The sequence below is a fragment of the Lactonifactor longoviformis DSM 17459 genome (assembly GCF_900129135.1).
GTDB classification, from domain to species: domain Bacteria; phylum Bacillota; class Clostridia; order Lachnospirales; family Lachnospiraceae; genus Lactonifactor; species Lactonifactor longoviformis.
Genome location: NZ_FQVI01000001.1, coordinates 393,545 through 416,488, shown reverse-complemented (window position 1 = coordinate 416,488; position 22,944 = coordinate 393,545). Strand labels below are relative to the sequence as shown.

Genomic DNA, 22,944 nt, shown 5'->3' with positions numbered 1-22,944 from the left:
CTTGGCGTATGTACCTGTACCCAAAGACCTATCCAAAGTCAAAACAAAAGTCGCTTTCAATCTAACAAAGCGGCAAATCCTTTGTTTTTCAGTGGCACTTCTTATAGGACTGCCGCTTTTCTTTTTGCTCAAAGACAGCGCAGGGACGAGCCTTGCGGCAATGGTAATGATTGTCGTCATGCTTCCCTGCTTCTTGGTTGCCATGTATGAAAAGCATGGGCAGCCCCTTGAAGTGGTAATAAAGAACATCATTCAGACAAAATTTACCCGCCCCAAAGTGCGACCATATCAGACAGAAAACCTATATGCACTCTTGGAGAAACAGCGGGCATTAGAAAAGGAGGTATCAGCGATTGTCAAAAGGACAGACAAAAAAGACGCGGGAAGCCGCAGGAAACAGGCGTAAGCTGACCCGCGCGGAAAAGAAACAGATAGCGGCGGTTATCCGGCAGGCAAAGGGGGACGGCAAAGCCCACACCGCACAGCAGACCATTCCCTACCTTGCCATGTACCCGGACGGTATCTGCAAAGTGGCACAGCGGAAATATTCAAAGAGCATTGCCTTTGAGGACATTAACTATCAGCTTGCACAGGCAGACGACAAGACCGCCATTTTTGAAAACTGGTGCGATTTTCTCAATTACTTTGACGCAAGCGTAAATGTGCAGCTTTCGTTTATCAATCAAGGTTCACAGCAGGAACAGGCAGCGCGGGCAATCCATATCCCGCCGCAAAATGATGATTTTAACTCTATCCGCACCGAATATTCCGATATGCTGAAAATGCAGCTTGCCAAAGGGAACAACGGGCTTGTAAAGCACAAGTACATCACGTTTTCCATTGAAGCGGACAATCCGGCGGCGGCAAGGGCGCGGCTTTCCCGTATCGAAACGGACGTACTCAACAATTTCAAGGTGCTTGGCGTATCGGCGCACCCCTTATCCGGCTATGAACGCTTAAAGGTGCTGCATGGGGTATTCCACCCGGCAGGCGAGCCGTTCTCATTCTCCTATGACTGGCTGACCCCGACAGGGCTTACCACAAAGGACTTTATCGCCCCGTCCTCTTTCAAGTTCGGGGAGGGACGCTACTTTGCTATGGGGAAAAAAACGGGGGCGGTATCGTTCCTTGAAATCCTTGCCCCGGAGTTAAACGACCGTATTTTAGCGGATATGTTGGACTTGGAAACAGGGGTTATTGTCAATCTCCATATTAAAAGTATCGACCAGTCGGAAGCAATCAAGACCATTAAGCGCAAAATCACTGACCTTGACAAGATGAAGATTGAGGAACAGAAAAAAGCAGTTAGAAGCGGTTACGATATTGACATACTCCCGTCCGACCTTGCCACTTTTGGGAATGAAGCAAAGAATTTGTTGCAGGATTTACAGAGCCGCAACGAGCGAATGTTTCTGCTGACGTTCCTTGTGGTAAACATGGCAGACACGAAGCGGAAACTGGAAAATGACATTTTCGCGGCGGCGGGCATTGCACAGAAATACAACTGCGCCTTGACCCGTCTTGACTATCAGCAGGAAGCGGGGCTGATGTCCTCTATCCCTTTGGGGGAGAACCTTATCCCTATTCAGAGAGGGTTGACGACGAGCAGCACCGCTATTTTTATCCCGTTCATCACACAGGAACTATTTCAGACTGGGGCTGCCCTGTATTATGGCTTAAATGCCCTGTCAAACAACATGATACTCTGCGACCGCAAGCAGCTTAAAAATCCAAACGGGCTTATCTTGGGAACACCGGGCAGCGGAAAATCCTTTGCGGCAAAGCGGGAAATCACAAATGCTTTTCTCATTACCGACGACGATATTTTTATCTGCGACCCGGAAGCGGAGTATTTTGCCCTTGTAAAACGGCTTGGCGGGCAAGTGATACGGTTATCCCCGACAGGCAAAGGTATGGACGGTACGCCCCAGTATGTGAACCCTATGGATATGAACCTCAACTATTCCGAGGACGACAGCCCCCTTGCACTGAAAAGCGATTTTATCCTTTCTCTCTGCGAGCTTGTCATTGGCGGCAAGGAGGGCTTACAGCCTGTTGATAAGACCGTCATTGACCGCGCTGTAAGAAATGTGTATAGGGACTACCTTGCTGACCCCGACCCGGAGAAAATGCCTATCTTGGGCGACCTTTACGACGAGCTGTTAAAGCAGCCGGAGCCGGAAGCTGCCCGCATTGCCGCAGCATTGGAGCTGTATGTTTCCGGCAGCCTTAACGTATTCAACCACAGAACCAACGTGGAGCTTTCTAACCGCCTTGTCTGCTTTGATATAAAGCAGCTTGGAAAGCAGCTCAAAAAGTTAGGTATGCTCATTGTGCAAGACCAGATATGGAACCGCGTTACCATTAACCGGGCAGAGAAAAAGTCCACCCGCTACTATATGGACGAATTTCACTTGCTCTTAAAAGAGGAACAGACCGCAGCTTACAGTGTGGAGATTTGGAAGCGTTTCCGTAAATGGGGCGGCATACCGACAGCTATCACACAGAATATTAAGGACTTGCTTGCTTCACGCGAGGTGGAAAATATCTTTGAAAACTCTGATTTTGTCCTCATGCTCAATCAGGCGCAGGGCGACCGGGCTATCCTTGCAAAGCAGCTTAATATCTCCCCGCAACAGATGAAGTATGTAACCCATACCGAAGCAGGCGAGGGACTTATCTTTTATGGAAATGTGGTGCTGCCCTTTGTAGACCATTTCCCGAAAGATACCGAGCTTTACCGCATTATGACGACGAAGCCGGAGGAAGTGAGCAGCCTATGAAAACAGACGTGATTATCAACCGGGACGCGCTTTGTGCTTTGCAGGAATTACCCAGTGAAAGCGTCCATTGCTGCGTTACAAGCCCGCCGTACTTTGCGCTGCGGGACTATGGGCTTGACGCACAAATCGGACAGGAGGATACGCCGGAACAGTATATTGACAGGCTGACCTCTGTTTTTCGCGAGCTTTACCGGGTGCTTAGAAAGGACGGTACGTTATGGCTGAATATCGCAGACACCTATTGCGGCACAGGAAATAAAGGCGGCTATGCTGACCCAAAAAACCCAAAGGGACGCACCGGACAGCGGATTGCAAGGAACAGCCGCGTTACCGGCTGCAAACAAAAGGACTTAATCGGTATTCCCTGGCTCTTGGCGTTTTCCCTACGGGAACAGGGGTGGTATCTACGGAGCGATATTATATGGCAAAAACAAAATCCTATGCCGGAAAGCTGCAAAGACCGCCCGACCCGCTGCTATGAACATATCTTCCTGCTTTCAAAGGAAAAGAAATATTACTATGACGCTGCCGCCATTGCAGAACCCTTAGCACCTACTACCGCAGAACGGTATCGCAGAGCGCGCAGCACCAACAGCAAATACACACAGGAAATACCCGGACAAGGAAAGGTGCAGGGACTAAACCGACCGCGGGACGGTGGCTACTATGACGACGCGCTCATGCCGACCACGCGGAACAAGCGGGACGTGTGGCTGATTAACACTGTCCCATATAAAGGGGCGCATTTTGCAGCTTTTCCCCCGAAATTAGCGGAAACCTGTATCTTGGCGGGCTGTCCCAAAGGTGGGATTGTCATAGACCCGTTTTTCGGAAGCGGAACCACAGGATTTGCAGCAAAAAGCCTTGACCGCCATTATATCGGGATTGAATTAAATGCAGAATATTGCGCCCTTGCGAGGGCGCGGATTGGAGGTGCAGGACTATCAAGCAATTAAAACCACGCGATAAAATCACACAGAAAATGACCCGCGACGGGCTTATCGAGGTAAACGAAACACAGCAGACCGCCGAGCGTATCAGCAGCCGGGAAGCAGACAGCGACTTTTCACAGCCGGACAGTGCCGCAGCGGAACGCGTCATAGAACATCTTGACGCAGCACATACCCGAAAAGCAAACAAAAAGGAAGTCAAAAAAGAGCAGGAAGCTACTGCTTTGCGTACTTCCACTTCCCGCTTACAGTTTACCGAGGAAGAACGGGCAACGCCGGAACTGGAAACTTACATCAAAAAATCGGAAAAAGCCGCTGACCGACTGGACGCAGCAAAGGCAGCTATCCCAAAGCAAAAGAAACTGGTTAAGGAGCGCACCTTTGACGAAGCCGCAGGAAAGGCAAAGACCCGCCTGCACTTTGAGGAACAGGAAAAGCCGATACCCGGCGGCAAAGCCCACAGCAACCCGTTATCCCGCCCCGCGCAGGAAGCGGGTATTTTTGTTCACAACAAAATCCACAGCGTCGAGAAAGACAATTCCGGCGCGGAGGGCGCGCACAAATCGGAGGAACTTGCCGAGCGCGGCGCAAGGTACGGGACAAGGAAATTCAAACAGGGCTACCGCAGCCATAAGCTGAAACCCTACCGGGAAGCAGCAAAGGCAGAAAAGGCAGCGTTCAAGGCAAATGTGAACTTCCAGTATCACAAAGTCTTGCAGGAAAATCCTCAGCTTACAAGCAATCCCTTTTCCCGGTTTATGCAGAAACAAAAAATCAAACGCCAGTATGCAAAAACTGTAAAGAAAGGCGGTGCAGCCACCGCCAAAGCAACCGCCGGAGCGTCACAGACAGCAGCAAAGAAAGCGGCTGCCTTTGTAGGGCGACACCCGGCGGGCGTGATAATCGCTATCGCCGCGCTGCTTCTGTTCATCATGGTATCAGTAGGGCTTTCCTCTTGTGGGGCAATGTTTTCCGGCAGCATGAACAGCGTGTTAGGGACTTCCTACACGTCCGAGGACAGCGACCTTGTGGCAACGGAACAGAGCTATGCTGCAATGGAAAACGAACTGCAAAGTGAGATTGACAATATCGAAACCACCCACAGCGGCTATGATGAATACCGCTATGACCTTGACACTATCGGGCATAACCCACACGAACTTGCGTCTTATCTGACCGCCCTTTTACAGAGCTACACCCCACAGAGCGCACAGGCAGAGCTAAAACGGCTGTTCGGCTTACAGTACACCTTGACGCTGACGGAAGAAATCGAGATACGCACCACTACCGACGAGGAGGGCAACGAGGAAGAATACGAATACCGTATCTTGAACGTGAAGCTGACAAACAAGCCGATTGCTTCCCTTGCGGAAGAACTGCTGAACCCACAGCAGTTTGAAATGTTCAAAGTGTACTTACAGACACAGGGCAACAAACCGTTGATTTTTGGCGGCGGCTCTCCCGACGGCAGCCCCTCCGAGGATTTAAGCGGCGTGGAGTTTGTAAACGGCACACGTCCCGGAAACCCGGAGTTTATGGAGCTTGCAAAACAGCAAGTCGGAAACGTGGGCGGTTATCCCTATTGGAGTTGGTATGGCTTTAACAGCCGCGTGGAATGGTGCGCCTGCTTTGTGTCATGGTGCTACAATCAAGCCGGAAAAAGCGAACCCCGCTTTGCAGGCTGCGAATGGCAGGGCGTTCCTTGGTTCCAGTCAAGGGGACAATGGGGCGCGCGGGGCTATGAGAATATCGCACCGGGCGACGCTATCTTTTTCGATTGGGATTTAGACGGTGTTGCAGACCATGTGGGGCTTGTGCTTGGCAGGGACGGAAGCCGCGTCTATACCGTTGAGGGCAATTCCGGCGACGCCTGCAAGATAAAGAGCTATGACCTTAACTATCAATGTATCAAAGGCTATGGGCTGATGAACTGGTAAAGCAGCCCCAAAAAGAAAGGAGAAATGACCTATGGCAAACAATAAAATCGACCGTATCAATAAGGAAATCGCAAAGACCCGCGAGAAAATCACAGAGTATCAGAACAAGTTAAAAGGACTGGAAGCGCAGAAAACCGAAGCGGAAAACCTTGAAATCGTGCAGCTTGTACGAGCTATGCGTCTGACCCCGCAGGAACTGAACGCTATGCTGTCCGGCAGCGGTATTCCCGGCATGAACGCCGCACACGCTACCGAAGCGGCAGACTACGAAGAACAGGAGGAAAATGCAGATGAAGAATAAACTGAAAAAGACCATGACTGCCCTTTGTGCCGCCCTTATCCTTATGGGCGGTTTTTCTGTCCCTGCCTATGCACAGGGCGCAGCCACAGAGCCGCCCGCAGGGGACGCGACCAACGACAGCAACGTAGTTGTGGAGGAAAAAGAGGAAACGCCGCCCCTTACCCCAAAGGGAAACGCAACACTGGTTGACGATTACGGCGGCAATAAGCAGCTTATCACTGTTACCACCAAAGGCGGCAACTATTTCTATATCCTCATTGACCGCGCCGCCGAGGGCGAACAGACCGTACATTTCCTAAATCAAGTGGACGAAGCCGACCTTATGGCACTGACCGAAAACGGCGAAGCTGCCAAAAAGCCGGAAATCTGTAACTGTACGGAGAAATGCGAAGCCGGAAAGGTAAACACGTCCTGCCCGGTATGTGTTACCAGTATGACAGGCTGCACAGGCAAAGAACCTACCCCAACACCAACCGAGCAGCCGGAAGAACCGAAAGGAAAAGGCGGCAATCCCGGTGTGGTGCTTGCCTTAGTCCTCTTTGCCCTGCTTGGTGGCGGCGCAGCGTTCTACTACTTTAAGTTTCTAAAGCCGAAGCAGAATGTAAAGGGCGATACCGACCTTGAAGATTTTGAATTTGAGGACTACGACGAGGACGAGCCGGAAGCAGATACCGGGGAAACTCCCGAAGATGAAGAAACGGAGGAAGAAACCCTATGACCCTGTTTACCGACAATCCCTTTGAAAAGATGATGATACAGAAACCGAACGGGCGGCGTGATAATGCGCCGCCTGTTCCTTATCCCCCGGCTTGCGCTTCCTGCCCTTACAAGGGACAGTCCCCTTGTGTTGGGTATTGCATTAGAAAGATTGAAGCAAAACGACAGCCGGAACGATAAAAAGATGTACTTTCGATATGGAATATGATATAATTGTTCCAACCATAGGAAATGATAGAGTTAAACAAATTTTTAGAGTAAGCAAAGGAGATAAAAATATGTTACCCATTTCTGATATTCTTATTCGCTCAATAAGTGGATATGTGTTTATAGTTCCAGTTTTTATATTGTATTTCTTATACCTTAAAAAATCAGGAAGAAAGCAAAGCCTTCTCCATATTACTGCTGTATTTTTATTCTATTATTATCTTTTCGGGATTTTGACCGTAACAGGTATTGGTTATACAAGCACAATATCATTTCGTCCGAGGATTTCTCTGATTCCGTTTCTCGGTATGATAAGTGGACCAATAGATACCATACTGAATGTTGTTTTATTTGTTCCTTTTGGATTTTTTCTGCCGTTGCTGTATAAGAAATATCATCACATAAAGACTGTTGTATTAACTGGTTTTCTGTTCTCTTTATCTGTTGAAATTGTTCAGATGTTTGGTTGGGGTTCAACAGATATAAATGACCTTATTACAAATACAGTTGGAGTCTGTTTAGGATATTTGGTTTATTATTTGCTATCAAAAGTCTTGCCTAATAATTTAAGAAAACAATTTCAATCTGAGAATGTCAATGATATGGTCGAAGTGCCTTTGTTTGCAATTTACACATTTATAATCATGGTTACAGTTCAACCTTGGGTAATCCATAGTTTACTCAATATTGGATAAATTTTAGTTTTGTCAAATCATTTTACTATTTCATATCGCACAATTTTATACAATCACTTGTAGGAGCAATCGAAAAATCGGTTGCTCTTTTCTTTTACCCGAAAGGAGGATTTTTATTTGATTTTAGTTATCGCAGAAAAGCCCAGTGTGGCGCAGACAATCGCTGCCGTACTTGGGGCAAAGGAAAAGAAAGACGGATTTCTCACAGGAAGCGGCTATATCGTTTCTTGGTGTGTGGGACATTTGGTAGGGCTTGCGGAAGCTGCCGCTTACGGGGAGCAGTATAAAAAGTGGAGCTATGACAGCTTACCGATTTTGCCGCAGGAATGGAAATACACCGTTTCCGCTGACAAGGAAAAGCAATTCAAAACCTTAAAGGAGCTTATGCACCGGGCAGACGTTTCCGAAGTCGTCAATGCCTGCGACGCAGGGCGCGAGGGAGAACTCATTTTCCGTTTTGTCTATGAAATGGCAGGCTGCAAGAAACCTATGCGCCGCCTTTGGATTTCTTCTATGGAGGACAGCGCAATCAAAGAGGGCTTTTCCTGTCTGAAGAACGGCAGGGATTATGACCCTCTCTTTGCTTCCGCATTATGCAGGGCAAAAGCAGACTGGCTAATCGGTATCAATGCCACCCGCCTTTTTTCTGTCCTTTACAATCATACCTTGAACGTGGGGCGCGTACAGACCCCGACCTTAAAAATGCTTGTTGACCGGGACGCAGCGATTACCACTTTCAAGAAAGAAAAATACTACCATGTACGCCTTGCATTATCCGGCGCGGAAGCTGCAAGTGAACGAATTTCAAATAAGGCAGAAGCCGACGCATTAAAAACGACTTGCGAAGCGTCGCGGGCAGTATGTACTTCCCTTGTGAAAGAGAAAAAGACCGCAGCTCCGCCGAAGCTCTTTGACCTTACTTCTTTACAGAGGGAAGCAAACCGCCTGTTCGGATATACGGCAAAACAGACCCTTGACCTTGCACAAGCCTTGTATGAAAAGCGTTTGCTTACTTATCCGAGAACAGACAGCGCATTTCTGACCGACGACATGGGCGACACAGCGGCGGGCATTATCAAGCTGCTTTGTGGGAAGTTTTCCTTTATGGCGGGAAAAGACTTCACGCCGGAACTTGGAAAGGTGCTGAACAGTAAAAAGGTATCAGACCACCATGCCATTATCCCAACTATGGAGCTTGCAAAGACCGACCTTGCCGCGCTGCCGGAAAGCGAAAGGAATATCCTTACCCTTTCCGGGGCGCGTCTACTTATGGCGACCGCTGCACCGCATACCTTTGAAGCGGTTACGGCAGTCTTTGAATGTGCCGGACAGTCCTTTACCGCAAGGGGAAAAACGGTGCTGTCCGACGGGTGGAAAGAGATTGACCGAAGATACAGGGCAGCCTTAAAGAACAAGCCCGAAACGGACGACGCAGACAGCGACACAGAAAAGACCCTGCCGCCGTTTACCGAGGGACAAACCTTTGACAATCCGGCTGCAACGGTAACGGAGCATGACACAACACCGCCAAAGCCCCACAACGAAGCGTCGCTCCTTTCTGCTATGGAACGCGCCGGAAGTGAGGACACCGACCCGGACGCAGAACGCAAAGGGCTTGGAACTCCCGCCACCCGCGCCGCTGTCATTGAAAAACTGGTAAAGGGCGGCTTTGTGGAACGAAAAGGCAAGCAGCTACTTCCCACAAAAGACGGTATCAACCTTGTGTGCGTCCTGCCGGACACCTTGACAAGCCCGCAGCTTACCGCAGAATGGGAAAACAATCTGACGCAGATTGCAAAAGGCAAGGCAGACCCCGCCGCATTTATGGAGGGTATCGAGAATATGGCGCGGGAACTGGTAAAGACCTATCCGTTTCTTTCTGATGATAAAGCGCAGATGTTCAAGCCGGAACGGGAAGCGTTGGGAAGCTGCCCCCGCTGCGGTTCTCCTGTCTATGAGGGAAAGAAAAACTACTATTGCAGCAACAAAGAATGTATCTTTACCATGTGGAAAAATGACCGTTTCTTTGAAGAACGAAAAGTAACCTTTACCCCGAAGATTGCCGCTGCACTCTTAAAATCCGGCAAGGTAAATGTGAAAAAGCTCTATTCCCCAAAGACAGGCAAAACCTACAACGGAACTATCGTATTGGCTGATACGGGCGGGAGATATGTCAACTACCGCATTGAACTGCCGAAGAAAAAATAACTGAATAGCAAGCATAGGAAAAGAGTACCCTTTTCCGTAAAATCCCTGCTTTCTCTACCGAGAACGGCGGGGATTTTTGCTTGTTGGGAAGTTTCCCAAACCCTCTGAAACCGAAGAAAGGAGGTTACACATGGCAAGTTTACGGGACACCGTAAAGGACTATCAAGAAGAATTAAGGGACGGTATCGCTTGGGTGGCGTTTTGGAAAACGGGACGCTCTTGGAACGCAGAATATTTCCACCTTGAAATGAGCGATATTCTCTACCCGGAGGACAGAAGCCGCATGGAAGAAATCAAACAGGCTGACCCTGCCGCCGTTGTGGTAAACGGCTATTACTCCGGCTATCTTGGCGAGGATAGGAACCTTGACGAGCTGACCGCCGGGGTGCGCCGCCACTACGAAAACGGATATAGCAATATCGGGGAATTTATCGAAGCCCACGACGACAGGCTGCCGCCGGAGCTTATCGAGGAAGCAAGAGCCGCCGCCCACGCTGCGGGGCTGCCTTTCTCTGAAAAAGCCTACCGGGACGGCGAAGAACCCGACCCCTATCTATTTGACGGGAGCATGAGCATGGAGGACTACGAGCTTATGCACCGCATGATTGAGAAAGAAAGGAGCGAACACATGGAACAACCGATTTTAAGCGGGTATCTTTCTAATCTTGGAAAGTACACCGAGGGCAGACCTGCGGGCGAATGGGTATCATTCCCCACGACTGCCGAGCATTTGAAAGAAGTCTTTGACCGTATCGGCATAGACGGCAAAAACTACGGGGAGCTGCATATCACAGAATACCAGTCCTCTATTGCGGGACTGGCAGGAAAATTGACCGAGCTTGAAAGCCTTGACGAGCTGAACTATTTGAGCGAACTTTTGAAAATGCAGTTTGACGACGACAGGGAAAAATTTGTTGCAGCTATGGCATACGGCGACCATACAAGGGACTTGCAGGACATTATCAACCTTGCACAAAACCTTGATTGTTACTGGCTTTATCCGTCCGTACAGAGTGAGGAAGATTACGGGCATTATCTGATTGAAGAACTGGACGAGTTGGAGCTGCCCGAAGAAGCAAAAAAATATTTCATGTATGAGGAATACGGGCGGGACGCTGCTATCAATGACGGGGGCAGATTTACCGAGCAGGGCTATATCTACAATAACCGTAATACCTTTACAGAATGGTATGACGGGCGCGACGTGCCGGAGGAATACCGGGTAACGCCGCAGCCGCCAGTACAGGAAAAGGAACAGGCAGACCTTGACGCTTCCGCAGCTATACCGACCACCGCCACAGAGCAGCCCCCGGTTCTCCCGATTATCCTATCTTCTGAAAAGCCCGCTGACAAGATGAAAGAGATTACCGACCGACTGGAACAGGGGATTTTAGGACTGTATGAAAGCGACCGTTACGCCGACTATCTGCGTACTATGTCAAAATTCCATGATTACAGCCTTAACAATACAATCCTTATCGCCATGCAGGGCGGCAATCTTGTGAAAGGCTATAAACAATGGGAAAAGGAATTTGACCGCCATGTAAAGCCGGGAGAAAAAGCTATCAAGATACTTGCGCCGTCCCCGTTTACCGTTAAGAAACAGGTGGAAAAAATCGACCCGGACACCCAAAAGCCTGTTTTCGATAAGGACGGGAAACCTGTTACCGAGGAAAAGGAAATCAAGATACCCGCCTTTCGTGTGGTATCTGTCTTTGATATTTCACAGACCGAGGGAAAGGAGCTTCCTGCCCTTACCTATGAGCTGACGGGCAACGTGGAACAATACAAGGATTTTTTCGCTGCCCTTGAAAAGACTTCTCCCTTTGCTATGGGATTTGAAGCACTAAGCGGCGGCGTAAAAGGACGCTGCAATTATGAGGAAAAGCGTATCATCATCAACGAGGGCATGGACGAATTGCAGAATATCAAGACCGCAATCCATGAAATCGCCCACGCCACGCTGCATGATACTGCCCTTGCTATGCCGGAACGCCCCGACCGCCGTACCCGCGAGGTACAGGCGGAAAGCGTCGCCTATGCTGTCTGCCAACATTACGGGCTTGATACGTCGGACTATTCTTTTGGATATATCGCCGGGTGGAGCAGCGGAAAAGAACTTGCAGAACTGAAAGGCTCTCTTGAAACAATCCGCAGCACCGCCGCAAATCTGATTGATACCATAGACGGACATTTTGCAGCAATCCAAAAGGCACAGGATAAGGAACAGACCACCGAACAGGCGCAGCCCGCACAGGAAGCTACCAAACAGCCCGAAGCAGAAGCCGCCACGCCGGAGCTTCCCGAAGAAACAGCCCCGGTACAGGAAAAAGAAACACAGCCGGAACAGGCTGCACCCGCCGCCCCTTATTATCCTATCAATGAAGCTGCCGCCAAACGTGCAAAGGATATGAACAGCTTTTCCGATTATAAGCAAGGCAGCGCGACGGCTGAATACAGGCATTATGTAGATGAAGCCGTACAAATCGCAGAAAGGCAAAAACAGCGGGTAGACCCGATGTACCATGAGAAAATCGACAGCCTGCTTGACACCTATGCCCGGAAACTGGCGGCGAACATGAATAAAGGCTATGAGATTGACGCGCGTGTTCCCTCTATCCTGATTGCGGGCGGCTCTAACTTCCCCACAAGGAAGAAAGAAAAGCAGAACGCAGCCCGCGACAGCAATTACCGGGAATGGCAGGACATACAAGGGCTTCTTGATAAAATCCGCAGTACCGGCATGGGCGGTATCAGCGCAGACGACCCGCAGGCAGTACAGAAGTTAGAAAAGAAACTGGAAAGCCTTGAAAAATCACAGGAAACCATGAAAGCCGTAAACGCCTATTACCGTAAGCATAAGACCCTTGACGGCTGCCCGCATTTACCGCCGGAGGAACTGGAAAAACTGAAAGCAGACATGGCGAGCAGTTGGCATTTGGAGGACAAGCCATTTGCGACTTGGGCGTTATCCAACAACAGTGCAGAAATCCGGCGCGTGAAAGACCGTATCAAATCTCTTTCACAGCAAAAAGAAATCGGTTTTGTGGGTTGGAAATTTGACGGCGGCAAGGTGGAAGCAAACACCGAAGCGAACCGACTGCAAATCTTCTTTGAGGATAAGCCGGACGAAGCCACGCGGGAAGCCCTAAAAAGTAATGGCTTCCGTTGGTCGCCCAAAGCAGGGGCATGGCAGCGGCAGCTTACCAGTAACGCCTATTATGCGGCTGATTATGTCAAGGCGATTGTACCCCTTACGGGGGAAAAGCCTACCGAGTTACAACGGGCGCATATCCGGGCGCAAAAGGTAGATGCACAGGAGCAGCCGGAACAGGAAGCCCCACAGGACAAAGACACCTTTTCCATTTATCAGATAAAAGGCGGGGACGAAACAAGAGATTTGCGCTTTGAACCTTACGACCGTCTGACTGCCACAGGACACCGGGTAGACGCGAAAAACTATACACTTGTCTATTCCGCAGAGCTTACGCCGGGGACTTCCCTTGAAGATATTTACACCCGCTTTAATATCGACCACCCGAAAGATTTTAAGGGACACAGCCTTTCCGTTTCCGACGTGGTGGTGCTTCATCAGAACGGGCAGGACACCGCCCACTATGTAGACAGCTTCGGTTATAAGGAAGTGCCGGAGTTTTTCAAGGAGCAGGAAAATGCCCTCATTCCCGCCGACTTGGAAACGGGCGAAACAATCAAAACACCGAGAGGGACTTTCTATGTAACCGCCATGAGCCGCGAGCAAATGGAAGCTGCCGGATATGGATTGCACCACCAGTCCGACGACGGAAAATATCTGATTATGGGGAACGGCACTAGGGCTTTTGCTGTTCCCGTTCAGCCAGAGAACTATCTGAAAGCTGCCGAGCAGACCACAGAGCAAAACTACAACATGATTGACGGGCAGATAAACAACACCCCGACTACCGCAGAACTGGAAGCAAAGGTAAAGGCAGGAGAAACCATTTCCCTTGTTGACCTTGCGGAAGCTGTCAAGGCTGACAAGGAACGCGGCAAGGCAGCAAAAACGGAAAAGAAGCCCTCTATCCGGGCGCAGCTTAGAGCAGACAAAGAAAAAACCGCACAGAAAAAAGCGGCAAAATCAAAAAATCACGAATTGGAGGTATGAGCATGATTAGACTGACCGTTGAAGAAACAAACCTGTTGAGCATTTACAATGAGGGCGGTAAGCGCGGGCTTATGGAGAACATCAACGCTGCGCTGCCGTTTATGGACGAGGATATGCGGGAACTGGCGAAGCGCACCCTTGCGAAAATTGCACCTCTGACAGAAAATGAGTATACGGAGCTTGCCATTTTCGCCGCTGATGAGGTATGACCGGGCTAAAGCGGCTTACGCCGCCCCAAAGCCGGAAAGTCAACAGCCTTGTAAAAAAGGAGTGCTGCAACTGCGATAACGGACACTGTATTTTACTGGACGACGGGGAGGAATGTGTCTGCCCGCAGCTTATTTCCTATTCTCTTCTATGCAAATGGTTTCAGACCGCCGTACTTCCCTTTGATAAGCTGCTGTATGCAGAGCTTTTCAAGACCGAGGATAAAAAGCGTTGTACCGAGTGCGGAGCTTCTTTTGCGTCCACCTCTAACAGCGTCAAATACTGCCCGGACTGCCGGAAGCGTATTACCCGCAGACAGGCAGCGGAGCGCATGAGGAAACGACGCGCCCTTGTTACGCAGTAGGGGCAAAAAAAGCCTTGATTTACAGGGCTTTCCGGGTGTGAAAATGACGCGGCAAGGGTTTTATACCTTTTCCCTCAAAAATGGCGTTCTACTGCGTAACATTTTATCGCTGTACCCATAAGAAAGCCGGGGCGCGGATAGTCTTTACCGACTGTCTGCGTCCCGGCTTTTAAAACTTCAAAACCACTTTGTTTTTTCATCTCTGAATTGTGGCATATCATTTTGGGCGTATGGATTATAGGTATTGAGATTACAACCAAATTCTTTCAACTCCATTATTTTGTTATTTTCCGTCCATACTATTAAAGAAATTCCGTCAAATTCTTCAATATTACCATTATTCATTTTGTTTTTGAAATACCATTCTACAATAGTTTGATTTTCCTTATGAAAAAATTGTTTAATATCCCACACTAAGACTTTTCCACGAGTATTCCATTCATCAAACCAATGTTTTACTGTTTTTCGACTTTCATACTTAGGACTCCAACTTTCAGTGTAAATCACATCTTCTGTAAAAATACTATCAATCCCTAAATCTTGTTGTTTTAGCCACATATCAAACCATAAATGAATAATTCTTTCTCTTTCATTCATAACTTTTAAATCCTTTCTCTATATTGATTTGAGGGGTTGCACTCTTATCTGCGGTAAGTAAACGGTATATCGTAAGGGGGATATACCACGTAGCAACGACAAGCCGCCATATTAAAATGCCCCCGCCGATAATGCCGTCCAAAATGAAGTTAATGGCAACGATACCCACCGTTCCAGCTATGTCATATCCATGCGGTACAAGCCATACGAACATACGGCGAATGCCAAAGGGGATACCGCAGCACAGCCATACATAAAAGTAATTGGTCTACCCGTCCTCTGTAAAGATGTTCTTGAACATGAAGAATAAAAACAATGCAATAACGGCGGGCAAAACGTTTCTCTTGAAAAAGTCTTTCCAAATTTCTCCGCGTGTCATGGTATCACTCCTTTTCCATTGGAAATTGTGGGATAGCTTCTAACAGTTTCATTATGAGTGTTTGCCGTAAATCTTCGTCGATTTCCTCTTTGATAGTCCCGTCCGGCTGACACTTTTTTACCATTGCAAGGCGGTTGATTTCGTCGCCGTAACAATCAAGCACCTTTTCCAACGCCCATTTTTCGCCCACAACGGCAGCGCATATCGTTTCATAGTCCGGCATTTCCTGTTCCATTTTCTGACACTTCCTTTGCTGAAAATGTATCACTTTAGTATGTGGCTACTGTCTTTGATAGGAACTATTATATCACACAAGTATGAACAAAACTACTCCCCGCGTTCTTTCCCTTTTTCCCGTTCCGGCTCTCTTGGCTGCCGTAAAATGCTGTCTATGTTCTGTTTGATAACGTCGTACTCTTTGACCTGTTTTTTCAGTTTGCCATAGTCCGCGTAAAGGGCTTCTTTCTGTTCCCGGAGCTTTTCATAGTCTACTTGTAGCGCGGCGACATTCGGGAGCTTGGAAACGCCCGCCGTTTTTAGTGCCTTTGCCGCTGCTTCATGGAGTATCAGACTGCTTTCCTGCTTTGCCCGGTATGCGTCCTTATCCTTTGCCCTGCGGTATGCTTCATAGACAGGTTTTGTCTTTTGGTAGGTGGTAACGTGCTTCATCAGCACCGCCATGTTTGCAAGACGTTTCTCCACGCTCTTTAATGCGTCTGCTGTCTTTTCATTTTCCGCATTTACTTCCTCAATCCGGCTGACTAAATCTGCGTACTGCTCAATCTTATGTTCTGTCAAGAAATTCATAGTCTTTGCAGCCAGTTTCAGATTATGGATTTTCGCCCACTGTTCATAGCCCCGGCTCTGCGCTGCCTTGATACTGTTTTCAATGTCAATAAGCAGCGATACGCCGCGCTGCTCTTTGGGAGCTTTCGCCGCCTTTGTGCGCTTGCCCTCTATCCGTTCTTTGATTGCTTCCTCTGTATAATCTGCACCGAGGGTTTTTAAGCGGGTAAACCGTTCCTGTCCCGGAGCGCGGCAGGAGATATATTTTCCCGGCTTTATCTCATAGCCCGCTGCCTGTAACCGCTGCAACAATTCTTCAAAACTTGCCACTTGGGGGATAAGCGTATCAACGGTAATTTTCAGCTTGCCTTTCCAACTTGCACCGACCTTTTCCGCTTGATATTCTGCATAGCTTTTTCCCTTGCTGCCCTTACCCGGAACGACAACGGACAGCCCGTTTTCCCGGCACAGCTTATCGCTCATGTTCCGTATGCCATAGTAGCTGCGTTTATTGGAATTGTATTTGTGGTAGTCAACAAAATTGACCGCACAAAAAATGATATGGTTATGGATATGCCCTTTGTCTATGTGGGTAGTTAAGACGTATTCATGCTGTCCCTTTGTTACCGCGTCGGCAAGCTGTTTCCCGATTTCGTGGGCTTTCTCATAATCCACTTCCCCCGGCTCAAAGGACTGTATCAAATGGTGGGCGAGATTGTTCCCTTTCTCTATGGCTTGTGCAAGCGTAAATCCAAACTCAATATCTGCCGTTTCATAGCTGCACCCAAAGGAGGACACAAGCGTTTTCCCGTCTGTTTTATCCGGGTTTTGGATATAGTCAAGGGCTTTGCTCAACGTGCTTTTAATAGGCTTAATCTTTGTAACCGCCATATCTCCGCAAGCACCCCCTTTATTTCCTCTATGTCCTCTTGGTAGACGCTGCCTGTCGCGTTGACACGCTTTGCAATCTGATTGATATTGACCCCGATTTTCTGTATCTCCGCTGTCATGGCTTTTATGTCGCTATGGTCTGTCTGAATGATATACCCGTCAATGGCAATCTTGCGAAGATACGCCGCCATGTTCCGGGTGGGGACGAGCTTCATTTTCTGCTCAATCAATGCCCGTTCTTCCTCTGTTACATAGAATTTGATTTGTACTTTTCTTTTGCGTCCATTCATGCAATCACTCCTTTCCGTTCCGAGGGTTTGGGACACTTCCCAACAAGCAATTTTCAACCGACGCACCGCAGGACGGGAGGGAGAAAATACGGAAAAGGGTACTCTTTTCCTATGCTTGCTACGAAAGTTTTTTCCTCACTGGTTACTACAACGCAATGCTCTATATGCCAAAAAAGAGCAAAAGAAAAACGCTGCAATCTGTAAAGATTACAACGCTTCCTAAATCATATTCAATTTGCCGGACACATTTATTTGTCCTCTTTTTCGACTTCTGAAATTTCTTTTGCAGTTGCCGTTACAATCCGTATGCCATTATCGCTCATATCATCAAGGAGAGCGTCGAGCTGCCGCCGCTTTGTATCTTTTTGGGTGGGCGTATCTAAAAGAAACTGGTCTACGGATATATTGTAACGAAGCATAAGCTCAAAAAAGATTTGCAGACTGGGGTGCTGTCCTTTGTTTTCGATATTTGCAAGATAGCGAGGAGAAATATACATTTCATCACTTACCTGTTTGCGGCTTTCTTTGCGCCCCGTCCGCGCAGCTTTTATAGCTTCTCCAAATGCCTTGAAGTCATATTTTTCTACCGGTCTTTTTGCCATATTTATTCACCCAGTTACATTTTACTGTTCCCCTTTCTCTTTGGATATGTCTATACAGTTCCACTAAATAGCCATAATAATTCATATTTATATACTTGCTATTGTTCGTGTGTCCGACTATAATTATTATGATAAGATTTTCAGAAAGGACGGGTGTTGTTATGGAATATATGTCTTGCCCCGAAGCAGCAAAGAAGTGGGGAATTTCTGAAAGGCGGGTACAGATACTTTGCAGGGAGAAACGCATACAGGGTGTTTCAAAACTTGGGTATATGTGGTTGATACCAAAAGACGCGGAAAAACCGATTGACGGTAGAACCAAACAAGGAAAGGAGCTATACCATGAATAAAGTTTTGATTATAGATGATGATAAGGAACTTTGTGCGCTGATTAAACGCAGCGTGCTATCAGAAGATATAGAAGCTGATTTTTGTAATACGGGAAAAGAGGGATTACAAAAATTAAAAGAGAGAGAATATCAACTTGTGATACTGGACGTTATGATGCCTGGTATGGACGGATTTGAAACATTGGAAGAAATTAGAAAAGAAAGCAGCCTGCCGATTTTGATGTTTACATCAAAAAATGACAGTGCTTCTAAAGTACGCGGTTTAAGGGCAGGAGCTGATGATTATTTGACAAAACCTTTTGACATGGACGAACTGATAGCCCGTATCGTTTCCCTTATACGCCGTTATACCCGTTTCAATCAACAGGACGGAATATCACAGCAACTTGAATTTGACGGGTTGAAAATTGATATTGAAAATCGTTCTGTTACTACGGAAAATGGAACTTTTGAATTGCCTCCAAAAGAATTTGACTTACTCTTATACTGCGCGAAAAATCAAGGGAAAATTCTGACAAAGCAACAGATTTATGAAGAAGTGTGGAGAGAGGAATATTTCTATGATGACAGCAACATTATGGCGATTATCAGCCGACTTCGCAAGAAATTAGAGGTAAATCCCGGAAGTCCAAAATATATTCAAACGATTAAAGGTATCGGTTATCGTTTTAACAAGGAGGTTTGATTTTCTATGGAAGCAGTCATTTTTCTATCCATAATAATTGCACTTTTCTCTATTCTTGTTTCCTGCTTTGCTATTCGACGTGTTAAAAAACAGATAGCCGAGATAACAGACGCATTGATTGATGTAAAAAACGGAAATGGAAACAGACGTATTTTATCTGCAACAAATGAACTGGTAGCCCCTCTTGCCTATGAAATAAATGAGATTGTTGTGTCTTATGAGAGCAGGCTTTCTACTGTCCGGCAGACAGAAGAAACAAACCGACAGCTTATGACAAGTCTTTCCCATGATGTTCGGACACCGCTTACAACGCTTATTGGGTATCTTGACGCTGCACATAAAGGAATTGTTACAGGAAAAGACAGGGACGACTATATCGAAACAGCCCGCCGCAAAGCTCACGATTTGAAAGAATATATTGATGTTCTTTTTGACTGGTTCAAATTAAATTCTAATGAGTTTGCTATGGATATAAATATTGTTGAAGCTGCGGAGCTGACACGAAATATCTTGATTGACTGGATACCCATATTTGAAGATAAGCAGATAGATTACAATATTGATATTCCCGAACAGCCTTTCCGGGTAAAACTTGATACGGACGGCTATATGCGGATATTGAACAATCTTATTCAGAATGTAATTTCTCACAGTCATGCGGATAAAATAGAAATAATCCTATCAAAGCAGGAAAAAAATATGCAAATCCGATTAGCAGATAATGGAATAGGGATTGAAAAAGAAGATTTGAAGCATATTTTTGAACGGCTCTATAAATGCGATAAGGGACGGTCTGAAAAAGGCAGCGGTCTTGGGCTTTCTATCGCACACCAACTTGTAGAAAAAATGAACGGCACAATAACAGCAAATAGCACACAGGGAACAGGAACGGAATTTACTTTGCTTTTTCCCTTAGCAAATTAAGGTTCTCCCGTTCTTTTGACGGGAGCCTTAATTATTTTTGGGACAATATTTCAAATTGCAAGGTTAATGCAAGGTTGCGGCAAGGTTAATGCAAGGTTGGTATGATAGAATAGTTTACAGAACAGGAGGTTTGAATATGGACAAAAATTATATCATTGAAACAAAAAATCTTACCAAACAGTACGGCTCACAAAAGAGTGTCGCTGACTTAAATATTCATGTGCAGAAAGGGAGAATTTACGGACTGCTTGGAAGAAACGGAGCCGGAAAAACGACCACTATGAAAATGCTACTTGGATTGACAAAGCCAACTTCCGGCGAAGTTAAAATATGGGGAAAGTCTTTGCAGGGGAATGAAAAGAAATTGTTGCCCCGTATCGGTAGTCTGATTGAGTCACCCGGTTTTTACCCTAATTTGACTGCTACGGAAAACTTACAAATTTTTGCTACCTTACGGGGCATACCCAACCGTCATTCAATTAAAAACACATTGGATTTGGTAGGATTGCCTTATAAAGACAAAAAACTGTTTTCCCAGTATTCTCTTGGTATGAAACAACGGCTTGCGATTGCACTTGCAGTTATGCACGACCCTGAACTTCTGATTTTAGATGAACCTATCAATGGGCTTGACCCGATTGGAATTGCAGAAGTACGTTCTTTTATTCGCGAGCTTTGCGATACAAAGGGAAAAACAATTTTAATTTCCAGTCATATCCTTTCGGAGATTTCTTTGCTAGCAGATGATATTGGAATTATCGACCATGGCGCACTATTGGAAGAAGAAAGTCTTGCGGAACTGGAACAAAAAAGCAGCAAACATATCCGATTTACTCTTTCTGATACCGCACAGGCAGCAAGAATTTTAGAGCGTACTTTCCATGAGAGTCATTTCTCTATACAGGACGACCACAATTTACGCTTGCATAATCTTGATTTGTCCGTAGGAAAAATCGTGACTGCTTTTGTAGAAAATGGATTGGAGGTATCAGAAGCCCATACTTGTGAAGAAAGTCTTGAAGATTACTTCAAGCGTGTGACAGGAGGCGAAGGAATTGCTTAAACTGATTAAGTGCGAATTTTGGAAATTAAAGCGAAAAAGACTGTTGTATGCACTGATGTCATTGTCGTTATTTTTTCCGTTGATTTTGGCATATATGGCAAAGGCGGGAACTGGTGCAGATACAACAGAACACTATCTTCAAACCCGATTTGATTATGTCTATACAATGATGTTGGGATATGGTTTAGTTTTTTTGCTTCCATGTCTAATTGGTATCATTGCCGCTATTTTGTTTTTTATAGAAAGAGATTGTGATACTTCCAAAAACCTTAGAACAATTCCAGTTACAAATACACAACTCATTATGGCAAAAATTTCTATGCTCTTTATTTTCAGCGTTGCATTTTGTCTGATAAGCACATTGTCTGTTGCGTTGTTTTGTAAATTGTTTCATGTAGGAATGGTTTACGGTATGACTTATAAGATATTTATGAGCCTTATTTTTGGAGTTCTTATCGTAGCAGCTTCTTTACCGATTGTATTTTTAATTATTTACTTTAACAAAAGTTTTTTACTTTCTATCCTGCTTGCTTTTTTTTATTCCATTTTTAACTGGGGCATACTGGGAACGATTGGGACATCTATAAGTGCTGCCAAAATTGCTTTCTTAAATTCTTTTCCGGTTATATGTGTTATGAACTGGACAAGCGGCTTAATGATGGATAATTTGCAAAAAGATAATCTTTTGCCGGAAGCCTATGCGATTGTACCAACTACTTTCCATACAATTTTTATTATGGCAATTACAGTTGTACTTTCTTTGTGGCTGATAATTCGCTTTTATAAAAAATGGACGAGGTAAAAGATATGAGAAATATAATAAAAACTGAATTTTTAAAATTAAAACGATATTCTGTAATAAAAGCCGGAATTATTATGACAACACTTTCTCCGTTGCTGTCACTGTTTTATTCCACAGCCAACGGTGGACCGACATGGACGTTTGACTATTTTATGCAACAGGTTATGATTAGTAATTGTACCTTATTTTTTCCGATTATTATTGCACTGATTGCAGGTTATATCATAACAAGGGAATATACAGACGATACTATGAAGAATATATTAACAATTCCTATTCCATATAAACAGTTACTTTCTGGAAAATTACTTATTCTATTGCTGTTGACAATCAGCTTTAGTCTTATAGGTTGTGTGATAGCATTAGTAATCAATATTATTGTCGGATTTCCGGGAGTTCATTTTGGCAATCTACTCAATATGTTTATTCGTGTTACTGGGGCGAATATAGGAATTTATATTTCAGTCTTGCCGATTATTCTGATATTCTGTTGTTCGGCAAATAATTTTTTGGGTGGAGTTGCACTAGCTTTTGTGTATGGATATTTTGGAACTTTTGAAGGAACACTGTTAAATTATTATCCGATTAAAGCAAGCATGATTTTAGTAGACCCTACTTGTGGTGCGGAATATGGTTATACTTATCACATTTTCCCCGCTTTCATTACAATAGTTTTGACTTTCTTGATTTCTATGATTATTCTTGCAAATAAAAAGAAAGAACCCGGTACATTGACTGTTGGTAAGAAGAAAAAAGCAGTTAGAAAAAAAGGTTGGTAAATACCAAAAAGATTGAACCGAAAATATGTATCATCTATTTAATAATTATGGAGGTAAAGATATGATGTATAGGACAGAATTATTAGAAGAAATTACTATTGAAAATGCGACAGTGAAAATCAATGCCAAAATAGAGGAAATGGAAAAGGAAAGCTATCGCCTTGTCACAATGTCATTTTGGGGAACCGAAAGGGCTGTATTGGTTTTCAAAAAAGGATTAAAGGGCAGTTTGCTTTAATATGTAGCTATCTAAATAGAAAATTACTCATTCTAAATTAACATC

At 45.9% G+C, this 22,944-nt stretch carries 23 protein-coding genes and 1 pseudogene; 18 read left to right on the top strand and 6 right to left on the bottom strand.

Translation table 11 applies throughout. The features are described 5' to 3' along the window. Window position 1: 1 nt before the first annotated feature. The 11 genes from BUA56_RS01870 (at window position 2) to BUA56_RS01815 (ending at window position 14,513) form a co-directional block, all read left to right on the top strand. A complete protein-coding gene (locus tag BUA56_RS01870) occupies window positions 2-406 on the top strand; it encodes a PrgI family protein (protein WP_044477104.1) in 405 nt (134 codons plus the stop codon). Beyond that, complete coding sequence (locus tag BUA56_RS01865; RefSeq protein WP_069432101.1) at window positions 354-2,783, top strand: VirB4-like conjugal transfer ATPase, CD1110 family; 2,430 nt, start codon at window positions 354-356, stop codon at window positions 2,781-2,783. Before BUA56_RS01870 ends, BUA56_RS01865 begins: the two co-directional genes overlap by 53 nt. Next, window positions 2,780-3,739 (top strand): DNA-methyltransferase, encoded by a 960-nt coding sequence (locus BUA56_RS01860; protein ID WP_015529209.1) that lies wholly within the window; start codon window positions 2,780-2,782, stop codon window positions 3,737-3,739. Before BUA56_RS01865 ends, BUA56_RS01860 begins: the two co-directional genes overlap by 4 nt. Before the next feature lie 26 nt (window positions 3,740-3,765). Continuing rightward, window positions 3,766-5,670 (top strand): CHAP domain-containing protein, encoded by a 1,905-nt coding sequence (locus BUA56_RS01855; protein WP_069432102.1) that lies wholly within the window; start codon window positions 3,766-3,768, stop codon window positions 5,668-5,670. Between the two features lie 31 nt (window positions 5,671-5,701). Beyond that, window positions 5,702-5,971, top strand: coding sequence for a DUF4315 family protein (locus BUA56_RS01850; protein WP_069432103.1), 270 nt, complete (start codon window positions 5,702-5,704; stop codon window positions 5,969-5,971). Further along, complete coding sequence (locus BUA56_RS01845) at window positions 5,961-6,689, top strand: DUF4366 domain-containing protein (protein WP_035394374.1); 729 nt, start codon at window positions 5,961-5,963, stop codon at window positions 6,687-6,689. The genes BUA56_RS01850 and BUA56_RS01845 overlap by 11 nt, the downstream gene beginning before the upstream one ends. A gap of 196 nt (window positions 6,690-6,885) precedes the next feature. After that, the gene (locus BUA56_RS01835; protein WP_022621592.1) at window positions 6,886-7,590 is read left to right on the top strand and encodes a VanZ family protein; all 705 of its coding nucleotides are present in this window, start codon (window positions 6,886-6,888) and stop codon (window positions 7,588-7,590) included. A 117-nt stretch (window positions 7,591-7,707) separates the two neighbouring features. Continuing rightward, window positions 7,708-9,798, top strand: coding sequence for a DNA topoisomerase 3 (locus BUA56_RS01830; RefSeq protein WP_069432104.1), 2,091 nt, complete (start codon window positions 7,708-7,710; stop codon window positions 9,796-9,798). A gap of 130 nt (window positions 9,799-9,928) precedes the next feature. Then, window positions 9,929-13,942, top strand: a complete 4,014-nt coding sequence (locus BUA56_RS01825; protein ID WP_069432105.1) for an antirestriction protein ArdA — start codon at window positions 9,929-9,931, stop codon at window positions 13,940-13,942. Continuing rightward, window positions 13,939-14,151, top strand: coding sequence for a transposon-transfer assisting family protein (locus tag BUA56_RS01820; RefSeq protein WP_436970290.1), 213 nt, complete (start codon window positions 13,939-13,941; stop codon window positions 14,149-14,151). The genes BUA56_RS01825 and BUA56_RS01820 overlap by 4 nt, the downstream gene beginning before the upstream one ends. Beyond that, complete coding sequence (locus tag BUA56_RS01815; protein ID WP_069432107.1) at window positions 14,148-14,513, top strand: cysteine-rich VLP domain-containing protein; 366 nt, start codon at window positions 14,148-14,150, stop codon at window positions 14,511-14,513. Before BUA56_RS01820 ends, BUA56_RS01815 begins: the two co-directional genes overlap by 4 nt. A 177-nt stretch (window positions 14,514-14,690) precedes the next feature. On the opposite strand, the gene BUA56_RS01810 is transcribed toward BUA56_RS01815, so the two are convergent. The 6 genes and pseudogenes from BUA56_RS01810 to BUA56_RS01785 form a co-directional block, all read right to left on the bottom strand. Beyond that, window positions 14,691-15,110 (bottom strand): nuclear transport factor 2 family protein, encoded by a 420-nt coding sequence (locus tag BUA56_RS01810; RefSeq protein ID WP_011861104.1) that lies wholly within the window; start codon window positions 15,108-15,110, stop codon window positions 14,691-14,693. Further along, window positions 15,103-15,489, bottom strand: a pseudogene (locus tag BUA56_RS23525) (DUF6050 family protein). The gene BUA56_RS01810 and the pseudogene BUA56_RS23525 overlap by 8 nt, the downstream one beginning before the upstream one ends. Window positions 15,490-15,493: 4 nt before the next feature. Beyond that, window positions 15,494-15,724: a helix-turn-helix domain-containing protein gene (locus BUA56_RS01800; protein ID WP_011861102.1), complete on the bottom strand. Its 231-nt coding sequence runs from the start codon at window positions 15,722-15,724 to the stop codon at window positions 15,494-15,496. Window positions 15,725-15,816: 92 nt separating this feature from the next. Then, window positions 15,817-17,166, bottom strand: a complete 1,350-nt coding sequence (locus BUA56_RS01795; RefSeq protein WP_069432108.1) for a relaxase/mobilization nuclease domain-containing protein — start codon at window positions 17,164-17,166, stop codon at window positions 15,817-15,819. Beyond that, the gene (locus BUA56_RS01790; RefSeq protein ID WP_009905253.1) at window positions 17,127-17,456 is read right to left on the bottom strand and encodes a plasmid mobilization protein; all 330 of its coding nucleotides are present in this window, start codon (window positions 17,454-17,456) and stop codon (window positions 17,127-17,129) included. Before BUA56_RS01790 ends, BUA56_RS01795 begins: the two co-directional genes overlap by 40 nt. 248 nt (window positions 17,457-17,704) lie before the next feature. Then, window positions 17,705-18,058, bottom strand: coding sequence for a helix-turn-helix domain-containing protein (locus tag BUA56_RS01785; protein WP_016728880.1), 354 nt, complete (start codon window positions 18,056-18,058; stop codon window positions 17,705-17,707). Window positions 18,059-18,219: 161 nt separating this feature from the next. Between BUA56_RS01785 and BUA56_RS01780 the strand changes: the two genes are divergently transcribed. The 7 genes from BUA56_RS01780 (at window position 18,220) to BUA56_RS23155 (ending at window position 22,899) form a co-directional block, all read left to right on the top strand. Beyond that, window positions 18,220-18,408 (top strand): MerR family transcriptional regulator, encoded by a 189-nt coding sequence (locus tag BUA56_RS01780; RefSeq protein WP_009905249.1) that lies wholly within the window; start codon window positions 18,220-18,222, stop codon window positions 18,406-18,408. Next, window positions 18,401-19,093, top strand: a complete 693-nt coding sequence (locus tag BUA56_RS01775) for a response regulator transcription factor (protein WP_021360404.1) — start codon at window positions 18,401-18,403, stop codon at window positions 19,091-19,093. Before BUA56_RS01780 ends, BUA56_RS01775 begins: the two co-directional genes overlap by 8 nt. Before the next feature lie 6 nt (window positions 19,094-19,099). Next, window positions 19,100-20,017, top strand: coding sequence for a sensor histidine kinase (locus BUA56_RS01770; protein ID WP_069432109.1), 918 nt, complete (start codon window positions 19,100-19,102; stop codon window positions 20,015-20,017). Between the two features lie 136 nt (window positions 20,018-20,153). After that, entirely contained in the window at window positions 20,154-21,080 is a 927-nt protein-coding gene (locus BUA56_RS01765) for an ABC transporter ATP-binding protein (RefSeq protein WP_016728878.1), read from the top strand. Further along, window positions 21,073-21,882: an ABC transporter permease gene (locus BUA56_RS01760; RefSeq protein ID WP_069432110.1), complete on the top strand. Its 810-nt coding sequence runs from the start codon at window positions 21,073-21,075 to the stop codon at window positions 21,880-21,882. Before BUA56_RS01765 ends, BUA56_RS01760 begins: the two co-directional genes overlap by 8 nt. 5 nt (window positions 21,883-21,887) lie before the next feature. Beyond that, window positions 21,888-22,661: an ABC transporter permease gene (locus BUA56_RS01755; RefSeq protein WP_016728876.1), complete on the top strand. Its 774-nt coding sequence runs from the start codon at window positions 21,888-21,890 to the stop codon at window positions 22,659-22,661. Between the two features lie 61 nt (window positions 22,662-22,722). Beyond that, entirely contained in the window at window positions 22,723-22,899 is a 177-nt protein-coding gene (locus tag BUA56_RS23155) for a hypothetical protein (protein ID WP_166460160.1), read from the top strand. Window positions 22,900-22,944 lie beyond the last annotated feature (45 nt).

Excerpts from the sequence above, each read along its gene's own strand:
- BUA56_RS01845 (WP_035394374.1), top strand. The coding sequence starts at position 5,961 with ATGAAGAATAAACTGAAAAAGACCATGACTGCCCTTTGTGCCGCCCTT.
- BUA56_RS01770 (WP_069432109.1), top strand. The coding sequence starts at position 19,100 with ATGGAAGCAGTCATTTTTCTATCCATAATAATTGCACTTTTCTCTATT.
- BUA56_RS01775 (WP_021360404.1), top strand. The coding sequence starts at position 18,401 with ATGAATAAAGTTTTGATTATAGATGATGATAAGGAACTTTGTGCGCTG.
- BUA56_RS01795 (WP_069432108.1), bottom strand. The coding sequence starts at position 17,166 with ATGGCGGTTACAAAGATTAAGCCTATTAAAAGCACGTTGAGCAAAGCC.
- BUA56_RS01835 (WP_022621592.1), top strand. The coding sequence starts at position 6,886 with ATGGAATATGATATAATTGTTCCAACCATAGGAAATGATAGAGTTAAA.
- BUA56_RS01780 (WP_009905249.1), top strand. The coding sequence starts at position 18,220 with ATGGAATATATGTCTTGCCCCGAAGCAGCAAAGAAGTGGGGAATTTCT.
- BUA56_RS01810 (WP_011861104.1), bottom strand. The coding sequence starts at position 15,110 with ATGAATGAAAGAGAAAGAATTATTCATTTATGGTTTGATATGTGGCTA.
- BUA56_RS01820 (WP_436970290.1), top strand. The coding sequence starts at position 13,939 with ATGAGCATGATTAGACTGACCGTTGAAGAAACAAACCTGTTGAGCATT.
- BUA56_RS01825 (WP_069432105.1), top strand. The coding sequence starts at position 9,929 with ATGGCAAGTTTACGGGACACCGTAAAGGACTATCAAGAAGAATTAAGG.
- BUA56_RS01755 (WP_016728876.1), top strand. The coding sequence starts at position 21,888 with ATGAGAAATATAATAAAAACTGAATTTTTAAAATTAAAACGATATTCT.
- BUA56_RS01815 (WP_069432107.1), top strand. The coding sequence starts at position 14,148 with ATGACCGGGCTAAAGCGGCTTACGCCGCCCCAAAGCCGGAAAGTCAAC.
- BUA56_RS01800 (WP_011861102.1), bottom strand. The coding sequence starts at position 15,724 with ATGGAACAGGAAATGCCGGACTATGAAACGATATGCGCTGCCGTTGTG.
- BUA56_RS01850 (WP_069432103.1), top strand. The coding sequence starts at position 5,702 with ATGGCAAACAATAAAATCGACCGTATCAATAAGGAAATCGCAAAGACC.
- BUA56_RS01860 (WP_015529209.1), top strand. The coding sequence starts at position 2,780 with ATGAAAACAGACGTGATTATCAACCGGGACGCGCTTTGTGCTTTGCAG.
- BUA56_RS01785 (WP_016728880.1), bottom strand. The coding sequence starts at position 18,058 with ATGGCAAAAAGACCGGTAGAAAAATATGACTTCAAGGCATTTGGAGAA.
- BUA56_RS01765 (WP_016728878.1), top strand. The coding sequence starts at position 20,154 with ATGGACAAAAATTATATCATTGAAACAAAAAATCTTACCAAACAGTAC.
- BUA56_RS01855 (WP_069432102.1), top strand. The coding sequence starts at position 3,766 with ATGACCCGCGACGGGCTTATCGAGGTAAACGAAACACAGCAGACCGCC.
- BUA56_RS23155 (WP_166460160.1), top strand. The coding sequence starts at position 22,723 with ATGATGTATAGGACAGAATTATTAGAAGAAATTACTATTGAAAATGCG.
- BUA56_RS01790 (WP_009905253.1), bottom strand. The coding sequence starts at position 17,456 with ATGAATGGACGCAAAAGAAAAGTACAAATCAAATTCTATGTAACAGAG.